Origin of the sequence: Roseivirga spongicola (assembly GCF_034376045.1) — a bacterium.
Classification (GTDB): Bacteria; Bacteroidota; Bacteroidia; order Cytophagales; family Cyclobacteriaceae; genus Roseivirga; species Roseivirga spongicola.
The window spans coordinates 3244054-3260378 of sequence record NZ_CP139724.1; the positions used below are offsets into that span (position 1 = coordinate 3244054).

Consider the following 16325-nt stretch of genomic DNA (forward strand, 5'->3'; position numbering starts at 1 on the left):
AAAGTTTGATAGGTACAAACTTCAGCACATCTGAAAGCCCAAAAATTAAGGTATCTTAAGAAAGCTTGCTTTTAGAAATTTTCTTTCGAATCGCACTAAGGTGTTCGGGTGTTACGCCAAGGTAGGAGGCTATCATATATTGAGGAATGCTCTGTTCCATATCTCTATATTGAGAAATAAAACGGGCATAACGTTCTTCTGCCGACTCTCTCATGAGGTTCATGGTACGCTCTTGGAGAGCGATATAAGCATTCTGTATTTTTATTCTCCAGAACCGGTCCAGTGAAGGAATTTGATTGAAGAGTTGGTCTAGCACGTTTTTATGCACCTGAAGAACAGTGCTATTGGTAATGGCTTGAATAAAGTAGGAAGAGGGCTGACCCGTGAGGTAACCATATAGATCGTTGACCCACCAGCCATTGACTCCAAACTGAAGAATACCTTCATTTCCGTCATTATCTAAGCTGAATACTTTTAAGCAACCACTCGAAATAAAGCGCATATAATGCGATGAATCGCCCTTTTTTAGGAGGTACTCCTTCTTCTTCAATTGCTTTTCCTTAAATGCAGAAGAGATTATTTCAGCCTCTTCATCGCTTAGGGAAACCAATTGGCGCATATGGTCGATCAAAACTTCCTGCATAGCCAGTTGAAATTACAAAAGTTGAGTGAATGCACCACTGCAAGTTAGTTCCTACCCCCATCCGGGTGCTCAAGCTCTTTCACATCCCGAGGAATCGAGGGATCGGCCAAGCTTTACTTATTGCTCATGAAGTATTGTCTCCCACAAGCTGGATTCTGGTAACAACACCAAAACATTCTAGGGCATTAAGTCGAAGCGAGACGCTTCGACTAGGTTCTATAATATTGTTAAAGTAAAAAGGAATTCAATAGTTAAGCTTAAGCTAACCTAAACCTGATGTGGAAAGTTGTTCCTTGGTTTACCTCGCTAGAGACTTCTACTGTACCTCCCATTGCTTCTATTTGATTTTTAGTAATAAAAAGGCCAACTCCTCTGGCATCTTTGTTTCCGTGGAAAGTCTTATACATGCCAAAGAGTTTCTCGCCATGCTTGGCTAGGTTAATACCCAAGCCATTATCGCTTATGAAAATAGACAGGAAGTCATTTTTAACCTCAGATAAGACTTTAACTTCTGGTGTCCGATCTGGCGATCTATACTTAATGGCGTTATTGATAAAATTGAAGAAAATACTATCTAAGTATGCTGGAATCCCCTGTATTTCTGGCTTTTCCCCAACTAAATTGGTCACTTGGGCATGGGTGTCTAAAATTTGCCCTTTAGAGTTGTTAATGGCCTTGTCTATAAATTCTTTTGGGCTGAGTGGAACGAGGTTTTCTTGAGTGGTTTCGTTCATGGTGACAACCTCAGTCAAATGACCAATAGTCTCATTCAAATTCTTAGCAGCTGATTCTAGAAAGGGGAAGAATTCATTTTCAGTGGATTCCGGAACCTCCATTGTTATAAGCTGGAGAATCATAAATATGTTACTAGAATGCGAACGGAGGTTATGAGAAACAATATGAGCAAAGTTCAATAACCTTTCATTTTGCTCTTGAGTAATATTAAGAATTGATTTTATTTCGTTCTCAACCTCCTTTATCTTGGTCATATCAACCGCCACTCCCAAGAACCCTGTAATATTTCCTTGTTTGTCTTTGATGGAAGTTACGGATAAAAGCACAGGAAATCTGGTGCCATTTTTACGAATGTAAGTCCACTCTCGGGTTTCGAACCTACCCATTCTAGCATAAGCAATAAGAGTTTCCATTGGGGTAAGTGATGCTCCTAATTCCTCGCTGAGCTCAATCTGTCTTTTTTCTACTTCATTAGCATCATGTATGATTTCTAGAGTACATTTCTGAACAACCTCAGCAGACTCATATCCTAGAAGGTTTTCTGCGCCTTTGTTAAAGCTTTGAATAATTCCCTTAGTATCAGTTTCTATAATGCTTACTTGAGTTGTTGCGTCTCTTATGGCCTGAAGTCGGGTAATGGTTTGCTCTAACTCTATTTGAGCATGTTTTCTTTGAGTGATATTATTAATTTGAGATACGAAATGAATGGGTTCTCCATTGTCGTTTTTGACCATAGAAACAGAGAGTAAGCCCCATACTATATTGCCATTTTTATGGAAATAGCGTTTTTCCATTTGGTAGCTTTGTCGCTCTCCATTAACCAATTCGGTTAAAAGCTCTAAGTCTTTTTCCAGATCTTCAGGGTGTGTAATGTCTTGGAAAGTGATTTTTAAAAACTCTTCCTTAGTATATCCAAGCATGTCGCAGACGCTTTTATTAACGTCTAACCATTGCCCTTCTAGGCCCACTAGAGCCATTCCATTGGCCGCGAAATAAAAGGTTTGTCTGAATTCTTCTTCTTTTAAGGCAAGTGCATATAGTTCTTTGTTTCTATCATCTACATCTTGGATGAGGCCATGAACAATTTTTACCTTTTGGTCTTCAGTATATGGTAAACTAATGAGCTTTATCCACTTACCTTTTCCGTCTTTAGTTTTAATCTGGTATTCATGCTCGAAATCGATTAGCTCATTTACATTTCCGTTTAGAAACTCTGAAATGTGGCCGTCATCGTAGCCTTCAGCATTCAATAGATATAAAAAATCTTTTAGAGAAAGGTTTGAACCTTCTGAGACCTGAAGTATACTGCTAGATGTGGCGTCTAACCTAATCACATGATTGCTGATGTCATATTCCCAAGTACCAATTTGGGCTATTTCTCTCAACCCCTTCCTAATGGATGGAGTGGGGGTGTCTTCATATAGTTCACTGCATCCGATTATAGCAAGGGCCAAGGCAGATTCTTCAGGTTTAGATAAGAATAGCTTGCAGCGAACGCTTAAGCCAGATTCTGATTTGATTTTGAGAACAATTTCTTCTTCTTGAATTCCTGCATTGCTTGAACTTGAAATGGTTTTAAGCAGTTTTTCAAGGTCTTCTTCACAAACTATTGAACTGATGTTTTCTGTGTAAGCACTAGACCTAAAGTGGGAAGCTAACTTTGGGTTTATCCAAGTTGAACCAGATTCTATGTCGAAGCACAGGAGGCCTTCTAAGGCATGATTTTGAGTAAACTCAAAGAGGGCTTCATTACTCCGAACTATAGAGTATACTTCTTTCTTTAGGTCAGCCAAATTCAAATCAATTCTCTTTAAATATAGTCAGCAGGTGCATAACTTTTATTATAAAAAATGAATTTGTATGCCCTTGGAGTTTGGTTTTGTTGAAAATCAGTCACTTAGATGTCAGTTGCTTCTTAGTGCTTCAATTAATTCTTCTTTGTTCATTTTAGACCTTCCATCTATACCTACCTCTTGAGCTTTTTTGTATAATTCTTCTTTGGTTCGGTCTTCATATTTAGAAGCTTTACCTCCCTTTGCACCACTGTCTTTTGTATTTGCAATTCTGGCAGCCTTCTCTTTCGACATTCCTTGGTCCCTCAAGGCTTCATATTGCTCATCGTTCTTGATGCTATTTCCATGATCTTTTGACATAATTTTTCTTTAAAGAACAGGAGCGAGATGGTTTTGTTCGTCTGAAACCCTTACTCATCATCAGATTCGTTATTCAAAACCAATATTCAAAGCCTATACAGGCTAGTAAATTTCAGTTAAGCTAGTTTGAATTTCAGTTAAGTAAGAGATTCAGATTTGATGGGCCTTTTCCGAACAATAGGCCCTTGCAGCGCCTTTTATAAGTAAACAAAGAATAATTATGGAAACTATAGATAGAAATACTTTAGAACAGAGATTAGACAATATTTGGAAAGAGAACGAAAATAATTCTCAGAAATCTGAAGAATTAGGTTCTTATGTGGATGTAGAAACAAGAACTATTAGAAATGCTGGAATAGATCGAGGAAGCATGGCCTCGCCAGGCAACTTTAGTACATGGAGAAATACTCCTTCATCAGGTCGTTACTTCATGGAAGGTTATGGCGCTGGAATGACTAGGCTTTTTAGAAGATAATTGTTACAGAGCTGTTGTAACGGAAGGCTTTCACCATTTGGTGAAGGCCTTTTTTAGTAATAATCGACTCATTTGGCCTCATGTTAACGAGTTTGTTTTGAGAGTGACTCTATGGCATCTCGTTATCATTGATCTTTTATCTAATACCTGTTGTTCTGAATATTAAAGATTGAAAGAGGATGGGATAGGGTATAGTGAGAACTCGATTTCCTTACAGACTGAATTTTAAAGCAGATACATGCCTTGGATAAAAAAGGCATGTATTTGAACTATTTACTTACCTGTTTTTTCAATCCATTGAATAATCATTTCAGCTATTCCCTTATTGTTATTGTCCTGAATATAAGCTGTAATACTGGTTAGACCACTTCAGGTGGTCTAACCAGTTGTTTCAAAGTTAGTTTCTTTAAAACAGTCAGCCTTCTTTTTGCTACACATAAAGTGCTCACAGCCTTAGTTAATCGCTATTCCATCCCGAGGAAATGAGAGTGATCTGCCAAACAGTACCATTTGGTTTAGGTTAAAAGGTTTTAATACCTGGAGATTGTTTTAAGGATATGGGTAACACTACCAAAAATAGACTACGGTAAAGAGTTACTCCTATGAAGTTGAATTCTACTAAGTAAACTTGTTTTGAACGAGCTCTATTTTTTGAGCTTTTTAGCTATGGCATCATAATACTCTTGCGTTAGAACTTCAGTCCATGTTGTAGGGGTCTGGCCACCATATAAAGCCAAATAAGTAACATCACTTTCTTTAGTAGAAGAGTGCCAATGTTCCACATCTTTCTGACATTTGATAACATCTCCAACTTTTAGAATAATAGGTTCTTTTCTTCTTTCTTGGTAATACCCCTCTCCAGCAACATAGATTAAAACTTGTGCAGAAGAGTGTTTATGCCAGTCGAGCGTAGAGTTTGCCTTAAAGGTTGCCTTCGTAATATTATAATCAATGTCTCCATCGGCTGTCAGTAGACCGTTCAGCCAAGCTTCACCAATATAGTGTGTGTTAGGTGCTTTTGCTCCTTCTGTTAAATACGATGAAACAGCATACTTCTTTTGTTGGGCGATAATATTAGTGCTGACGATTAGAAGCACCACAACGAGCAGATTTCTTGTTTTTATATAGATCATGATAGGCTATTTAACGCGTGATATCAATTTAATAAGTCTTTTTATTCCTCGATTGAAACGAAAGTGTTTTTTGTTAAATGAGCGCAATTTCGATGTCTACCTCTACTTGAATACAGAGCTAATGATTTCGCTACCATTGATAAGTATTATTTAAAAGCTGTTTCTGCAATTCTAGAGACTCATCTAGATGGTTATTTTAGCTCGGAAAATAAGACGAAATGTATGTCCAGATTGCAAAAATGAATGAGAGCCAGCCTCTTGGCTCTGAGCCAAGACTGCTCAGGCTAGCAATTTGAACTTATTCTTTTAAAGACTGTCAGCCTTCTTTTTGATACACATGAAGGGCTGACAGTCTTAGTTAATCGCTTTTTTATCTCTAGGAATCGGGCGATCATTAGGTTCAATTCTTGAGCTTTTGCTGCTCCTCAGTTTGTTCTTGAAGGATTTAGGTAACAAGCTTATAACTCAAAGAAAATATTTAACCAAGCCTATAAAGGTGATATTATTGATTAGAATCCAGGAATGGAATAAGTGCCCTCTTGCATCCTAAGCTCAATTCCATTCAAAGTTTCATTGAAGCTTTCCGGAGCTAGCTCTTTAACGGTCGTCATTTGGTTGATGGCCTTTTTGCTTTTTCCTTGTTGGTAGTATCCCACCGCTTGATTGAGCATAAGAAACCAAGTGTCTGGGTTAGCCTTTAAGGATTTTTCGAGAAGGTCCATCGCCATCTCTGTTTTCTTGATCCCCAATAGATAGATACTGAAGAAGTTAACATCATCAGGGTTCTGAATATAGGCTACCGCATCTGTAAGTGTTGCTTCCAACTCTGCCATTTTCCCCAAGCTTCTTTCAAGCTGAGCTTTGGTTCTTAGGTTCCCAGCATTTTTGTTGGCGGCAAAACCACCATAACCGCCATTAATCGATCGGTTAGCCCATTCTAAAGCCTCTTCTAAGTTGGTGTTATGTTGTAAACACCATTGAGCGGCATCATTCCAGGCTTGCCAGCGGTAAGTGTTAATTCCTCTGAGCTCATACCTGAAGCTCTCAACTACCGTGCTGTTAAGGTCTACGGCTACTTTAAAAGGAATGCGCCTATCAGCCCACTCTAGGGCAACGGTTACTTCAGAGGGAGTCCAATTGAGAAATTCATAGTCGAGTTTTTCTGAAAAGGGAGCTTTTTCGGCTTCAACCTCAACAGTAAGAGTTACGTCTTTTTCTAGATCCAGATAATAGCTTCCCCATTGTTCTGGGGTATGAGCAAATAATAGCTCATACTTTTCGTCTCTAGGTATAACGTGGAAGCCATATTTACCGGCAGCCAAAGGTTGACCTTCAATAGTTACATCTGTAGAAAATTGGATGGTTGTGGCCATATTGGCGCCTGCTCGCCATGCAATAGGTTCAGCATTTTGAGGGATAATGTCGGTATTGTTCCAGACATCGCGCTGCCTTACTGCGGGGCTATGATAATCTATTGTTATATCCGTAACACCAAGCGTTTGAGTCTCTTGAACATGATTACTCGGCTTAGGAATCTTCAGGGTGTGGAATTGTCCGATACTTTCGCTGGTAACTGCGAGAGCTAGAATAGCTCCGAAAATTATTCTTTTCATTGTTAAATAGTTTGAGTTTTTACTTTGATAAAATGACGCTTTTAGGCCACTGCCGAACCTGATTTGTTATTTGAGATTTTTGGTGGCTTTGATATTGACCTTTATGCAAAGAATGGCGATGCTGGGATTAAAAAATTGTAAAAAACAGACTCGACCTAATTAAAAAGTAGGTGCTTGTATGCCCTTATCTGATTTTGAAAAATGGGAAGGGGTACAACGTATGATTGACTTAATGTCTTTTACAAAGTGAGATTGGTCGAAATATTCAGATTCGTAAGCCAGTTGAGTTAGTTGCTTCTTACGTTTGCTTTGTCTTAAACAATGAATAACCCTGATCAACCTGCTGTATTTCTTAGGAGTGATTCCCATGTGCTCTAGAAACCTCCTTTGGATGGTTTTGGTAGAAATACCAAATTTTTCGCTTAGCTCTTCAATACTTGCTGAACCGAATTTAGATTCAATTTCCTCAGCAATGGCTTCGAAAAGTAAATCGCGCTTATGTTCATTTTGAAGGTAAAGCGATTCAAAGAACTCATTCAAAAGCTCAATTCTTCTTTCCTGATTTTCTGTCTCAAAGAGCTGTTCTTCAAGTTTTAGAATACTTGTTCCAAAACAATTGCTCAGTTCAAGACAATTATCGACTGTGAGTATGGGAGAAGTTTTGGTAAAGAGATAGAGACCCTTGGGTTTAAAGCGGACGGAAATAATGGGGCTATCTTTTACGCGGCATAATTGACTTCTGGTCTTGAGCCCACAAAGATGACTTTGTACGAGCCACTGTCTATTGAACTCCGGTGATACTCTGTAGAATGGGGTTCGAATAAAAATGAGTTCTATTGAATTGTCGGGCACTATATGGTGTGTCATGTCAGGATTTTTCCGACAGTAATCTTCCCACCAATAGCACTCTATTACTTCACTTAGTTTGACCTCAGGCTTTACCTCTTCGTATCTCCAGTTCATCTTTGATATAACTTACGGAGAATGCCCCGTTTGGCTTTTGATTTCACTTGTAATCGGCTTAAAATTCATAAAAGAGCAAGTTTTGCCAATAGGATTTGTAAGCCATTCAGATATCTGTGCTAATTATGGGAGATGTCCACATAAGTATGGCCGACCTAATGAAACTAGTGCTGTCTTGGCTGAAGTAACAGTTTCAATATCATTTAGGTGTTTGTATGAATGAGAACGCCTTAGCATAGACATAGAATTATACTCCATTTCTAGTCAATGAGCTCGCTAAGATCAGAGTAGGAGAGCATCTAGTCTCTTTTTCTATCCTGAGTGAGGGAGTGATCGGCCAATTTCAATAACTCAGTTTCAACCAGATTAGATTCTACAGATTCTTCGGTCCCGAAGTCTCGGGACGCTCAGAATGAAAATGTAAAGGCTAAACCAATAGTTTGTTGCAACTGAACTTTTTGCAGGCTCTAAGTTTGAAAGCTCACTATAACCAAAAAGCCCCGACTCATTGAGTCAGGGCTTTTATCTATATACGTTGTACTAAAATCTATGTACAAGCGGAGCGATTCTTACATCATTCCACCCATTGGAGCAGCAGCACTTTAACGCTTAGGATCTTTAGGTTTTGTTCTGGTTAAAATAGAAGTAGTCTTAGTAAGATTTATTGTGTTACTACCTTGTCGGTTTTTTTACAATCTCCTTATAATATAGGTATCTGATATACTGCTTTGCCTCCAAATCTTTTTGAGCAATTAAGCTCAGTTTGTTCATGATTTCCAAAAGTGCTATCATATTTTTAACCTCCCTTTCAAGCATTATTTTGAATTCCTCTTTGAAAGGCTTGATACTTTCCTCTCTTGAATTTTTGATAGCTTCTTGAATTCTAAATTTAAGTAAATTAGGGTCATTAGCTTTTTCAAGATGTTTGAAATCGTTGAAGAATTTTTCTTCACTTTTGCTCACGAGGTCTGTAAAGTTTTGTACACTTGATCGAATTTTGTCATCCTTAGTGATCCTGTGGTCTATTTTGAAAATTGCCGATTCTAGTCTTTTCTTAGGCTGAAAGAATACCTGTCGGTTTTTACCTTCGGTTGTTAAGTATTCTATCGATGAGACTCCAAGTATTCCAACTGCTTTTCTGCGTATTTCATCGTTGGACAGCAATATGCTATGTTTGAGAAATCCTATGTCAGCTAGTTGGGTTACCTGATCACTTTCAAAAAGAGCTTCGATATTTGAATCATCAATGTAGATTGATCTTACTTTGAAATTTCTACTTTTATTTTTGTATGATCTGTGAATTGTAAGTAGACAAAGACAAACTGAAAATGGAATATTGTAGTCCTCATAATTTTCAGAAGTTATTCCTCTCAAATAGAAGTCCCCATTTGTTTCAAAAATTCGATACTTTTTTTTACCACCTTTCTTCTCCGCAAAGATGGGTCTAAGCTTATTTATGTTTTCCAGAGCTATCTCTGCCAAACCATGGGTATGCAAGAAGTCTGAAAATTTCTTTATTCTAAAGTTCTCTTCGAGAAATTCAGATTTAGCTGAATGAAGAGTTTGGACTTTAATTGAATCTTTATTGAACGAGGGGTTCTCTTTCTTGAGATTATTAAACCTGAGTAAGAGAGAGTTTTGACCTCCAATTTCTAAGCATTCAATCTCATTTAAGGCTTTGTTTAGATCAAATTTTTTGAGCCTCTTTTCCATTCCGATGGTCTCATTAATCAATGTTTGGGCACCAAGTACATCTATATAATCATTGGATTTTAATTCATTTTCAAAAACTCTCTCTAAAATTTTGATGCCCTTTTCAGGTATGTATTTATATAGATATTTCAGTTCATTTATAGCCACTCCAGAATTGTCATTTGTATCGATGTTGTCGCTCAGCAGATTGATTGGCCTAAAAGGGGATGGTTTATTGTTCATGTATTGAAAATAAGCTAAATAATTTATTAACTCATTATCTAATCAGTTTAAATACAAAAAAATGACTTTATAATATATGTATTCTATGTATGAAGTATTTACTCTGATCGGATGGGTTTCACTAATTGGTTGAGAATTGTTTATACCCTCTAAGTTTGAAATCCCATTAAAACCAAAAGCCCCAACTCATTGAGTCAGGGCTTTTATCTATATACGTTGTACTAAAATCTATGTACAAGCGGAGCGATTCTTACATCATTCCGCCCATGCCACCACCCATTGGAGGCATTGGAGCCGCAGCACCAGCTTCTTCTGGTTGCTCAGCTACTACACACTCAGTAGTAAGTAGTAGAGATGAGATAGAAGCAGCATTTTCAAGTGCTAAACGAGTTACTTTAGTTGGGTCAATTACACCAGCAGCGATCAAGTTTTCATACTTGTTCTCTCTTGCGTTGTAACCGTAATCTGCCTTACCGTTTTTCACTTCGTTAACCACTACAGAACCTTCGCCACCAGCATTGGCTACAATAGTTCTCAATGGAGCCTCAACAGCCATTCTAATGATGTTAACACCAGTAGCTTGGTCGTCATTGTCTACAGATACTTTATCTAAAGAAGCAGCCGCTCTGATTAAAGCAACACCACCTCCAGCAACTACACCTTCTTGTACAGCAGCTCTTGTAGCGTGCAATGCATCGTCTACTCTGTCTTTCTTCTCTTTCATTTCTACTTCAGTAGCAGCACCAATGTAAAGGATAGCTACACCACCAGAAAGCTTAGCAAGTCTCTCTTGCAACTTCTCTTTGTCGTAGTCAGAAGTAGTGTTTTCAATTTGAGTTTGGATTTCCTTAACTCTTGCTTCGATGTGAGCAGCCTCACCAGCACCGTTAACAATAGTAGTATTGTCTTTGTCGATGTTTACTTTCTCAGCAGTACCAAGGTACTCGATAGTAGCGTTTTCTAGTTTGTAACCTCTTTCTTCAGAAATTACAGTACCACCAGTCAAAACAGCGATGTCTTCCAACATAGCTTTTCTTCTATCACCGAAACCAGGAGCTTTAACGGCAGCAATTTTCAGAGAACCTCTGATTTTGTTTACTACTAAAGTAGCAAGAGCTTCACCGTCAACATCTTCAGAGATAATTACTAATGGCTTACCAGACTGAGCTACAGGCTCAAGTACAGGAAGCAATTCTTTCATTGAAGAGATTTTCTTGTCGTAGATCAAGATGTATGGGTTCTCCAATTCAGCTTCCATTTTCTCTGTGTTAGTCACAAAGTATGGAGAAAGGTAACCTCTGTCGAACTGCATACCTTCTACAGTCTTCACTTCAGTTTCAGTACCTCTAGCTTCTTCAACAGTAATTACACCGTCTTTACCAACTTTGTCCATTGCATTGGCAATCATCTCACCAATTTCAGCATCGTTGTTAGCAGAGATAGTACCTACTTGCTTGATCTCGTTAGAGTCTTTGATAGGCTTAGATTGAGCTTGAAGGTCGGCAACAACAGCAGCAACAGCTTTGTCAATACCTCTTTTCAAGTCCATTGGGTTAGCACCAGCGGCTACGTTTTTGATACCTGCACCGAAGATAGCTTGCGCTAAAACAGTTGCAGTAGTAGTACCGTCACCAGCGCTGTCTGCAGTTTTAGAAGCTACTTCTTTCACAAGCTGAGCGCCCATGTTTTCGATTGGCTCAGAAAGCTCAATCTCTTTAGCTACAGAAACACCATCTTTAGTTACAGTTGGTGCACCAAATTTTTTGTCGATAATTACATTTCTACCTTTAGGACCAAGGGTCACTTTCACAGCATCTGCCAAAGTATCAACACCTTTTTTTAGTTGGTCTCTGGCATCATTACGAAAGAATAGATCTTTTGCCATGTCTTATTCGATTTTTAAGTTTTCAGATTAAGATTAAGAATTGATGATTGCGAAAATGTCAGACTCTTTCATGATCAAGTAGTCTTTTCCTTCTACAGTGAGTTCAGTACCAGAGTACTTACCGTAAAGTACAGTATCGCCAGTTTTCACTGTCATTGGCTCATCTTTTTTTCCGCTTCCAGCTGCAACGATAATACCTCTTTGTGGCTTCTCTTTAGCAGTGTCAGGAATGATGATACCTGAAGCAGTTTTTTCTTCAGCAGCAGCAGGTTCTACCAGAACTCTGTCAGCTAATGGAGTAATGTTAACTTTAGACATTTTTCTTATTGGTTTTAAGAGTTTGATTCAAAATTACATTGCGGCATATTACAGTTTATGTGCCAAACCTTTATCGTGAACATTTGACAGTTCAATCTTGCGCATGTGTCAGGTTTGAAGCCAAGCTATTGCACCAGTGTCAGTGAAAAACTGACAGTTTTTCATCCTCTTGAGCATTTCAGGCTTGAAATATTAGTGGAAACAGAGTATCTTCTATGTCAAATAATCTGCTCTGTCAGGTTGTTTAAGCTTTTTAGGAACATAAAACTCTTTTCATCTATGACACAATTAAAAAAAGACTGGATTACAGATGGGCTCATTGATTTCGAGTATAAGAAGTATGTGCTGTTGGCATATCTAAAGCATGTAGAACAGAATTTTGACCAGACTAAACTATTCCCATTTATGACTGAGTTGATAGACCATTATAGGGACGCTAAAGTGCTGAAGGATAAAAAGCAATCTATTCAATCTGAGATGCCTAAAGAGATTTCTCGTCTAGACCTGAATAAGCTGGAAATTATATATAAAGATTTGAATGAAAGCGATGAACTCTTAAAAGACATTGAAGAAATAGTTGACTATGCTCTGCCAACAATGCAAAGAACCTTAGGTAAAGGAAAGGAAATTCATGAGTGGGTGGAATCTGAGTTGAAAATTGACCCGATTGGCATAATTCCCATGTATAAAGATGAAGGATACGTGATGTTGGAGCTGGGGAACTCTAAGTTGACGGATGTTTTTCAGTACCAGATTAAGAAATTCATCATGTTCAATGAACAAATGAGAGGAGTGTATTTCAAATTGATAGATAGAGTTTCTAGAGGAATAGGAGATACTTTTGAGCAGATCAAACTGCAGTTAATCAAGAGTTATAAGGTATTGCCCAACCCCGCTACTTTTGTAATTCACGGAGAGTTGCCATTGCCGATGGAAGAGACGGTAATACCAATGAGTAAAAAGCTAGTATTGAAGACGGTTCAACAGCTTTGATTATAGAAGCCTTAGTTTAGATAGGTGTCCCGTAAGGACTGAATGTCGGTAGGCAAGTTTGCGTATTAGGTTTATTTGTGCCTTTAGGTACAAAACATAATTGATGCTAGAAGCATGTAATGTACCAAAAGGCACATTGGTAATGGTGGCGTCCTTAGTTTACTATGTACAGTCCCTACGGGACAGGGTTGCTCAGCGGTGGTCATGTTTCTCCTTAGCCCATTAGCCCAAAGAATTCCTTCATCAACAATGGGCCAGCGGGACATCATATTGGTAGAGCAGTTAGCTCAGGCGATAGTTTGTGCCTTTAGGTATAAAACCAACCTAACTAATCTGATAAAGTGATCAATAGAACATTCAAACCGTTTTGGCCAATTACCCACCAAACAAAACTTCTCGCTTTATATCTGCTATTTTCATAGATTAAGGAAAGCATTTTTTCAACCTTAAGCTTTATCTATGGACTTTTCGATTTTTAAGCAAAGTACACTGCTTACATTTTTTATTCTGTTCATTTTTCAATCCTGTGATTCATCAGATACCATTGAACTCTTTAACGGGGAAAACCTAGAGGGTTGGACTAATAATGGCGAAGAGCTATGGTATGTAGAAAACGGTGAACTCGTCTGCGAAAGTGGGCCAAAAGCACAGTATGGATATCTCACCACCAACGAGTATTACGATGACTTTGAACTCACGCTGGACTTTAAACAAGAAGCCAATGGAAATAGCGGTGTGTTCATTAGATCAACTGTCGATGGCACTAAAGTAAGTGGTTGGCAGGTAGAAGTTGCCCCTCCAGGCAGTAATACCGGAGGAATCTATGAGTCATATGGTAGAGGTTGGCTGATTCAACCTGAACCTGAGAAGGACAGCACCCTGAAAATGGGTGAGTGGAATACGATGAAAATCAGAGTAGTGGGAGATGAAGTTACCTCTTGGCTCAACGGAACCGAAATGGTACACCTGAAAGACCAAAAGATAGGAAAAGGCAAAGGCTCTATAGCTCTACAGATTCACGATGGTGGAGGTATTAAAGTGAGGTGGAAGAACATTCGGTTGAAAAAACTCAAATAGAAACCACCAAATTCCAAAGAATAGACCCTAAACGTAAAGAGAACTTTGAATTGACACCCTTTAGGGCTGGGGTATAAGCTGAAAAAAATCAAGTAACAAATTCCAAATATCAAGAATCAACCGGAGGTATCTGGCCATAAAACAAAAACGAACAACTATTAACGACTAACTAAGAATCAACCCAAATATGAAAAGAAACTATCTACTTGCTTTACTATCTGTTGGAGTCTTTTCCTGCGGATCAGGCACTAAATCAGAGCATACTCAAAGAGCAGAAGCTGAAGATGAGGGCTGGATTTATCTCTTTGATGGCACCAGCATAGAGGGCTGGAGGGCTTACAACGGTGAGGAACTCCCGCCACAATGGACAATTGATGAAGAAGGAGCTCTGACTTTCGATACTGAAAAGCGACTTGAGGAAGATTGGCAAGGTGGCAAAGACATTATCTACGCGGCAGAGGAGTTCGATAATTTTGAACTGTATATGGAGTGGAAGCTGCCAGCAGGAGGGAACAGCGGAATATTCTATCACCTTAAAGAAAATGAGCCAGGAGGTCCTCCAGCTATTGCTCCAGAATATCAGCTCTTAGATGACCTAGGTTGGGAAGAAATTAACAATGCCACGTTAGCTGAATGGCAGAAGACAGGAGCAGACTATGCTATGTACCCTGCTGATACAACTCAAAAGATTGTGAAGCCAGCTGGTGAGTGGAATACCTCTAAAATCATCTTCACTCCTGAAAAAGTAGAGCATTGGCTCAATGGAAAAAAGATTGTAGAGTTTGTCCCATGGTCTGAAGATTGGTACGAGCGCAAGGCAGCGGGTAAATGGAAAGATTTTCCAAAGTATGGCTCTTTCAAGACTGGCTATATCGGTTTGCAAGACCATGACAGCCCGCTTTGGTTTAAGAATATTAAGATTAGAAAACTGTAGGTAATTGCATTGATATTTTTCACCCTGAGGAATCGAAGGGTCAGCCAGGTTATCTGGTAAACTCATTGGCTACGGTCAGAATGAGAAGTTTTAAGTACAATAAGACTCAACCGAACATTATGAATAAAAGAGATTTTTTAAAAAGTGCTGCTCTGCTCACCACTGCTTCAGTTTTACCTTCGTCTGTTTGGGCCTTGGGAAAAGCTGACAAACTAAGAACTGCACACATTGGAGTAGGAGGAATGGGAATGGAAGACCTCAAGGCTATTGCATCACACTCATCTGTTGAGGTAGTAGCCCTTTGCGATGTAGATGCTAATTTTTTGGCCGCTGCTAAAGCACTTCACCCTCAGGCAAAAACATATAGTGATTATAGAATAATGCTGAACGAGATGACCAACAGCATTGATGCCGTTGTAGTTTCCACACCAGATCACACACATGCTCCAGCTTCAATGATGGCTATGAACATGGATAAGCCAGTCTACTGCCAAAAACCACTAACTCACCACGTGACCGAGGCTAGAGCCATGAATCAGCTAGCTGCCGATAAAGGCTTGATCACCCAGATGGGGATTCAGGTGCATTCGTTCTACGATTATAAGTTGGCCACTGAGCTCATTAGGTCTGGGATTATTGGTAAAGTAAAAACTGTCAGAGCATGGTCGCCTAAGAACTGGGGTTATGATGGGGCTGTGCCTGAAGGAAGCGATCCGGTTCCATCTACCTTGGACTGGAATCTGTGGTTAGGAACATCGGCAGAAAGATCATATAAGGAAGGTGTTTATCATCCAGGAAACTGGCGTAAGCTGGTAGATTATGGCTGTGGAACGCTAGGTGATATGGGAGTTCATATTTTCGACACACCTTATAATGCACTAGCGTTAGATATTCCGAAGACTATTAAAACAAAGTGTCGTAAACCAAACGGATTTGGCTTTCCTGAGCGTAACAGGGTTACTTATGAATTCCCTGGCACCCAATACACAACTAAGAAGTTTAAATGGGTTTGGTATGATGGAGAAGGAGCACCCAAACTCCATAGAGATTTGAAACTTCCGAATGGAGATACTTTGCCAGATCAGGGAGCTATGTTTATTGGTGAGAAGGGTAGGCTGCTCTTGCCTCATTTTATGCAGTTACCAAGGCATATTGTAGATGGCAAATACGTTGATCTAGATTTGGAGAAATTCAAGTACGTAGGCGAGCCTGTTCGAAATTACGAGCAAGAAGGTAAAAAGCACTATCATCAGTTTGTAGATGCCTGTCTCGGTAAAGGAGAGGTTACTGCACCGTTCTCTTATGCCGCTAGATTAACTGAGACTATTTTACTTGGAGTAATTGCAGGTAGGTTCCCAAATAAGAAGCTTCATTGGGATAGTGAGAATGCTAGATTTAAAGAGGAAGAAGCCAATGCCTTTTTAGATTCGCCTTACAGAAAGTTTTAGGAGAAATGGGTATAAAATCG

Annotated in this window: 14 protein-coding genes; 5 read left to right on the forward strand and 9 right to left on the reverse strand. The window is 39.0% G+C overall.

The features are described 5' to 3' along the window. Positions 1-55 precede the first annotated feature (55 nt). From T7867_RS14535 to T7867_RS14545, 3 genes are all read right to left on the reverse strand, one after another. Entirely contained in the window at positions 56-643 is a 588-nt protein-coding gene (locus tag T7867_RS14535; RefSeq protein ID WP_068222893.1) for a Crp/Fnr family transcriptional regulator, read from the reverse strand. A gap of 257 nt (positions 644-900) precedes the next feature. Then, a complete protein-coding gene (locus tag T7867_RS14540) occupies positions 901-3177 on the reverse strand; it encodes a sensor histidine kinase (RefSeq protein ID WP_157717677.1) in 2277 nt (758 codons plus the stop codon). A gap of 105 nt (positions 3178-3282) precedes the next feature. Next, positions 3283-3531, reverse strand: a complete 249-nt coding sequence (locus T7867_RS14545; protein ID WP_068222889.1) for a DUF7218 family protein — start codon at positions 3529-3531, stop codon at positions 3283-3285. Between the two features lie 220 nt (positions 3532-3751). Between T7867_RS14545 and T7867_RS14550 the strand changes: the two genes are divergently transcribed. Then, on the forward strand, positions 3752-4006 hold the full coding sequence (locus T7867_RS14550; RefSeq protein WP_068222886.1) for a hypothetical protein: 255 nt from the start codon (positions 3752-3754) through the stop codon (positions 4004-4006). 644 nt (positions 4007-4650) lie between these two features. Here T7867_RS14550 and T7867_RS14555 read toward each other — a convergent pair. From T7867_RS14555 to T7867_RS14580, 6 genes are all read right to left on the reverse strand, one after another. Continuing rightward, on the reverse strand, positions 4651-5139 hold the full coding sequence (locus T7867_RS14555) for a cupin domain-containing protein (RefSeq protein WP_068222884.1): 489 nt from the start codon (positions 5137-5139) through the stop codon (positions 4651-4653). Positions 5140-5648: 509 nt separating this feature from the next. Beyond that, positions 5649-6752 carry a DUF2911 domain-containing protein gene (locus T7867_RS14560; RefSeq protein ID WP_068222883.1) on the reverse strand — a complete coding sequence of 368 codons (1104 nt, stop codon included), beginning with the start codon at positions 6750-6752 and terminating at the stop codon, positions 5649-5651. A gap of 159 nt (positions 6753-6911) precedes the next feature. Next, positions 6912-7715, reverse strand: a complete 804-nt coding sequence (locus T7867_RS14565; protein ID WP_322299482.1) for a helix-turn-helix transcriptional regulator — start codon at positions 7713-7715, stop codon at positions 6912-6914. Positions 7716-8387: 672 nt separating this feature from the next. Beyond that, a complete protein-coding gene (locus T7867_RS14570; protein WP_322299483.1) occupies positions 8388-9650 on the reverse strand; it encodes a hypothetical protein in 1263 nt (420 codons plus the stop codon). Positions 9651-9900: 250 nt separating this feature from the next. Then, entirely contained in the window at positions 9901-11535 is a 1635-nt protein-coding gene (gene groL / locus T7867_RS14575) for a chaperonin GroEL (protein ID WP_068222881.1), read from the reverse strand. A gap of 33 nt (positions 11536-11568) precedes the next feature. Next, the gene (locus T7867_RS14580; protein ID WP_068222880.1) at positions 11569-11853 is read right to left on the reverse strand and encodes a co-chaperone GroES; all 285 of its coding nucleotides are present in this window, start codon (positions 11851-11853) and stop codon (positions 11569-11571) included. A 279-nt stretch (positions 11854-12132) separates the two neighbouring features. Between T7867_RS14580 and T7867_RS14585 the strand changes: the two genes are divergently transcribed. From T7867_RS14585 to T7867_RS14600, 4 genes are all read left to right on the forward strand, one after another. Beyond that, positions 12133-12846 (forward strand): hypothetical protein, encoded by a 714-nt coding sequence (locus T7867_RS14585; RefSeq protein ID WP_068222879.1) that lies wholly within the window; start codon positions 12133-12135, stop codon positions 12844-12846. A gap of 459 nt (positions 12847-13305) precedes the next feature. Continuing rightward, positions 13306-13923, forward strand: a complete 618-nt coding sequence (locus T7867_RS14590) for a 3-keto-disaccharide hydrolase (protein WP_273513637.1) — start codon at positions 13306-13308, stop codon at positions 13921-13923. Positions 13924-14110: 187 nt separating this feature from the next. Continuing rightward, complete coding sequence (locus T7867_RS14595; RefSeq protein WP_273513635.1) at positions 14111-14857, forward strand: 3-keto-disaccharide hydrolase; 747 nt, start codon at positions 14111-14113, stop codon at positions 14855-14857. Positions 14858-14976: 119 nt separating this feature from the next. Continuing rightward, on the forward strand, positions 14977-16305 hold the full coding sequence (locus T7867_RS14600; RefSeq protein WP_322299484.1) for a Gfo/Idh/MocA family protein: 1329 nt from the start codon (positions 14977-14979) through the stop codon (positions 16303-16305). The last annotated feature ends 20 nt before the right edge of the window (positions 16306-16325 follow it).